Source organism: Limosilactobacillus fastidiosus (assembly GCF_014145505.1).
GTDB classification, from domain to species: domain Bacteria; phylum Bacillota; class Bacilli; order Lactobacillales; family Lactobacillaceae; genus Limosilactobacillus; species Limosilactobacillus fastidiosus.
The window spans coordinates 1-4,987 of record NZ_JACIUZ010000004.1 but is presented as its reverse complement, the minus strand read 5'-3'; the positions used below and the strand labels follow the sequence as shown (position 1 = coordinate 4,987).

Genomic DNA, 4,987 nt, shown 5'->3' with positions numbered 1-4,987 from the left:
ATCGACTAGTGTTAGTGATAGTACCAGCCGTTCCTTGAGTACGAGCTTGAGCAATAGTGTTTCAACTTCTGATTCCGTAAGTACTTCAGCTTCAACTAGCTTGAGTGCAAGTCAATCAACATCCTTGAGTACGAGTTTGAGCGGTAGTCAATCCGTATCAACAAGTCTTAGCGATAGCACATCTGCAAGTTTGAGTACATCTGTATCTGCTAGTCAATCCTTGAGTACTTCACTCAGCGACAGTACATCTGCATCAGCTAGTGAATCAGCATCAGTATCTGTATCTAACAGTTCAAGTGCATCCACAAGCTTGAGTACTTCATTTTCAGATAGTCGTTCACTCAGCACCAGCTTGAGCGCAAGTCAATCAACATCCTTGAGTGCTAGTTCAAGCGTTTCAGCTTCGCTCAGTGCAAGTGCTTCGGCAAGCTTAAGTACTTCGCTATCCGATAGCCGTTCACTTAGCACTAGTTTGAGCGATAGTGAATCAACATCGACTAATGTCAGTGATAGTGCCAGTCGTTCCTTGAGTACTAGCTTGAGTAACAGTGCTTCAACTTCACAATCATTAAGTTCCAGTGCATCAACTTCTGCATCAATTAAGGACAGTGAAGAAGTTTCAACCAGTGTTAGTGCGAGTGCTTCAACCAGTGCTTCACTTAGCCAGAGTAATTCAACTTCGGACAGCTTAAGTACCTCAGTATCGACTAGTCAAAGCGTAAGTGCCTCGGCAAGTTTGAGTACTTCACTTTCTGACAGCCGTTCCTTGAGTACGAGCTTGAGCAATAGTGCTTCAACTTCAGATTCCGTAAGTACTTCAGCTTCAACAAGCTTGATTGCAAGTCAATCAGCATCCTTAAGTACTAGTTCAAGCGTTTCAGCATCGCTCAGTGTAAGTACCTCCGCAAGTTTGAGTACTTCACTATCCGATAGTCGTTCCCTAAGCACCAGCTTAAGTGACAGTACTTCAGTATCTGAGAGCTTGAGTAACAGTGCTTCACGGAGTTTGAGTACGTCCGTATCCAATAGCACTTCAGCGTCCTTGAGTACATCGCTCAGTGACAGCACCTCAGTATCAACTAGTCTTAGCGACAGTGAATCTGTATCGACCAGCGTTAGTGCTAGTGCTAGTCGTTCACTCAGTACGAGTTTGAGCGATAGTACTTCAACCTCAGATAGTTTGAGTGCCTCAATATCTAGCTCATTGAGTGTCAGCGCATCTGCAAGCTTAAGTACTTCACTTTCTGACAGTCGTTCTCTAAGTACAAGTTTGAGTGATAGTGAATCAACATCAACTAGTGTCAGTGCTAGTGCCAGTCGTTCACTCAGTACGAGCTTGAGCAATAGTGCTTCAACTTCTGATTCTGTAAGCACTTCAGCTTCAACTAGCTTGAGTGCAAGTCGATCAGCATCCTTGAGTGTTAGTTCAAGCGTTTTAGCTTCACTCAGTGCAAGTGCTTCGGCAAGCCTGAGTACCTCACTTTCCGACAGTCGTTCACTCAGCACTAGTCTCAGTGATAGTACTTCAGTATCAGACAGTTTGAGCAACAGCGCATCACGGAGCCTCAGCACTTCAGTATCAAACAGCGCATCAACATCCTTGAGTACGAGTTTGAGCGGTAGTCAATCCGTATCAACAAGTCTTAGCGATAGCACATCCGCAAGTTTGAGTACATCTGTATCTGCTAGTCAATCCTTGAGTACTTCACTCAGCGACAGTACATCTGCATCAGCTAGTGAATCAGCATCAGTATTTGTATCTAACAGTTCAAGTGCATCCGCAAGCATGAGTACTTCACTTTCTGATAGCCGTTCTCTAAGTACGAGTTTGAGTGATAGTGCATCAATTTCTACTAGCCTTAGTGATAGCGCCTCACGGAGTTTGAGTACATCGCTTAGTCAAAGTAATTCAACTTCGCACAGCTTAAGTACCTCAGTATCAACTAGTCTTAGCGACAGTGAATCTGTATCGACCAGCGTTAGTGATAGTGCCAGTCGTTCCTTGAGTACTAGCTTGAGTAATAGTACTTCAACCTTAGATAGCTTAAGTACTTCAATTTCAACTAGCTTGAGTGCAAGTGCCTTGGCAAGTTTGAGTACTTCGTTATCTAACAGTCGCTCACTCAGCACCAGCTTAAGTGACAGTACTTCAGTATCTGAGAGCTTAAGTATCAGTGCCTCACGAAGTTTGAGTACTTCACTTTCCGACAGTGAATCTGTATCGACCAGTGTTAGTGATAGTGCCAGTCGTTCACTCAGTACGAGTTTGAGCGATAGTACTTCAACTTCTAATTCCGTAAGTGCTTCAGCTTCAACAAGCTTGAGCGCAAGTCAATCAACATCCTTGAGTGCTAGTTCAAGCGTTTCAGCTTCGCTCAGTGCAAGTGCGTCGACAAGCTTGAGTACTTCGCTATCCGATAGTCATTCTCTAAGCACAAGTTTGAGTGATAGTGAATCAACATCGACTAGTGTTAGTGACAGTGCCAGTCGTTTCTTGAGCACCAGCTTGAGTAACAGTACTTCAACCTCTGATAGTTTGAGTACTTCAGCTTCAACTAGCTTGAGTGCAAGTCAATCGACATCCTTGAGTACATCACTTAGCGATAGTGCTTCAGTATCCACAAGTCTTAGCGACAGCAAGTCTGTATCAACGAGTCTTAGTGATAGCGCAAGCCGTTCCTTGAGTACCAGTTTGAGTAACAGCACTTCAATGTCTGACAGCTTGAGTGACAGTGCATCACGGAGCTTGAGCACATCTGTATCCAACAGTGCCTCAGCATCTTTGAGTACTAGTTTGAGTGGTAGTCAATCTGTATCAACTAGTGTCAGTGATAGTGCTTCAACTTCATTGAGCACCAGTATCAGCAACTCCAACGCTGCTGTAAGTCGGAGCCTCAGTGCATCCGCAAGCTTGAGTACCAGTTTGAGCAATAGTACTTCAATGTCTGACAGCTTGAGTGACAGTGCATCACGGAGCTTGAGCACATCTGTATCTAACAGTAGTTCAGCATCCTTGAGTACCTCACTTAGCGATAGTGCTTCAGAATCAACTAGTCTCAGTGATAGCAAGTCTGTATCAACGAGTCTCAGTGATAGCGCAAGTCGTTCACTCAGCACCAGCTTGAGTAACAGTACTTCAACCTCAGACAGTTTGAGCACTTCGGTATCAACTAGTTTGAGTACTAGTGCTTCAGCAAGTTTAAGCACTTCACTTTCAGATAGCCGTTCACTCAGCACCTCATTAAGTGATAGTGAGTCAGCTTCAGCATCTGTATCTAACAGTGCAAGTCGTTCCTTGAGCACTTCACTCAGCAACAGTACTTCAACTTCAACTAGCTTGAGTGATTCCGCATCACGGAGTTTGAGTACATCACTTAGCGACAGTGAATCTGTATCAACGAGCGTCAACGATAGCGCCAGTCGCTCCTTGAGTACATCATTATCTGCAAGTGCATCAACTTCAGTAAGTGCTTCAACCAGCTTGAGCACCAGCGCATCAACCTCAGTAAGTCAAAGTGCTTCAACTAGTTTGAGTGCTAGTGCATCAGCATCACTTAGTGTCAGTGGTTCACAAAGTGCATCAGCATCGGCAAGTGTAAGCCAATCCTTAAGCACATCGCTCAGCAATAGTACTTCAGCATCTAACTCACTTAGTGCAAGTGCATCGACAAGCCTTTCTGCAAGTACCTCAACTTCAGTAAGTCAGAGTGCAAGTGCATCAGCATCGGCAAGTGCAAGTCAATCCTTAAGCACTTCATTATCTGACAGTACTTCAAAGAGCTTGAGTACTTCACTTAGTGCGCTTGCCTCACAATCATTGTCCGCAAGCGTTAGCGCATCTAACGCAGATAACAAGAGTACTAGTGAATCCCACGCTTCCTTGAGTAATGGCAGTGCAAGTGCTTCGGCATCGGCAAGTGCAAGTCAATCCTTAAGCACCTCATTATCTGACAGTACTTCAAAGAGCTTGAGTACTTCACTTAGCGCTCTTACCTCACAATCATTGTCCGCAAGCGTTAGCGCATCTAATGCAGATAACAAGAGTACTAGTGAATCCCACGCTTCCTTGAGTAATGACAGTGCAAGCACATCATTCAGTATGAGTATCAGTGCAAGTCAATCTACCAGTGCTTCTATTTCTACTAGTATCAGTACTTCTGTATCTGCTTCAGCAGTTACTAGTGACTCAACCTCAACTAGACAAGGTAGCACTTCTGGTTCGGATAATACCTCAACTAGCGGTTCCATGGTTATCTCCAATACCACTTCAAACGACAACCCAGCATCACGGAGCTTGAGTGAAAGTGTATCACTTAGTCAATCAGCTAGTGAATCAGCACAACACAGCGCAAGCATTAGTGAGGACTTGAGTAATGCAGCCAGTGTCAGTGGCAGCAACGGTAATCAAGGGTCAATTAGCATCAGTAACAGTAATTACGGTAGCCAAACTAATAACGGCGTTGCTGGTAACGGTGGCCTTTCTGACCTCGGTTACGGTATCGGTACAGGGCAAACAGCTTCTAGCCTTGACTCTGGTGTAGTTAGTCCTAGTCTAACTGGTAACGCTACTCTTGGTGCCAGAATCGGTAATGGTGCTAGTGTTAACGGCAATAATAATGCTGCTACTAGTCAACGGGGTCATATGAGATTACCACAAACTGGTAATGCTGGTAACGGTCAAATGTTAGCCGACCTTGGCTTCATCTCCGCAATGTTTGCTCTTCTTGGTATCATCGGAAAGAAGAACAAGGATAATAACAAGTAGTCAGTTTAAGTAATTAAACGTGAAGTAATTTGCGTGGGAGTGAAACAGGACTAACTTCCTAGATCGTTTTCAAATTCCCGTAAATATGAATTGGTCTTCAGAGTTTGAAGTGCCATAGAAAAGTTAGACATTTTATTAAATCTTAATTAATGGATTGATTCCGATATTCGACCGGAGTCAATCCTTTCTTATTCAATGAAATTCGCTCGTAATTAAACCAAG

2 protein-coding genes are annotated in these 4,987 nt (G+C 44.0%); one reads left to right on the top strand and one right to left on the bottom strand.

Translation table 11 applies throughout. The annotated features are described in order from the left end of the window. A partial coding sequence (locus tag H5R64_RS00225; protein ID WP_407657556.1) for a serine-rich family protein occupies positions 1–4,765 on the top strand: 4,765 nt, incomplete at its 5' end. A gap of 142 nt (positions 4,766–4,907) precedes the next feature. On the opposite strand, the gene H5R64_RS08675 is transcribed toward H5R64_RS00225, so the two are convergent. Then, on the bottom strand, positions 4,908–4,987 hold an 80-nt coding region (locus H5R64_RS08675), incomplete at its 5' end, for an IS3 family transposase (protein WP_182582472.1).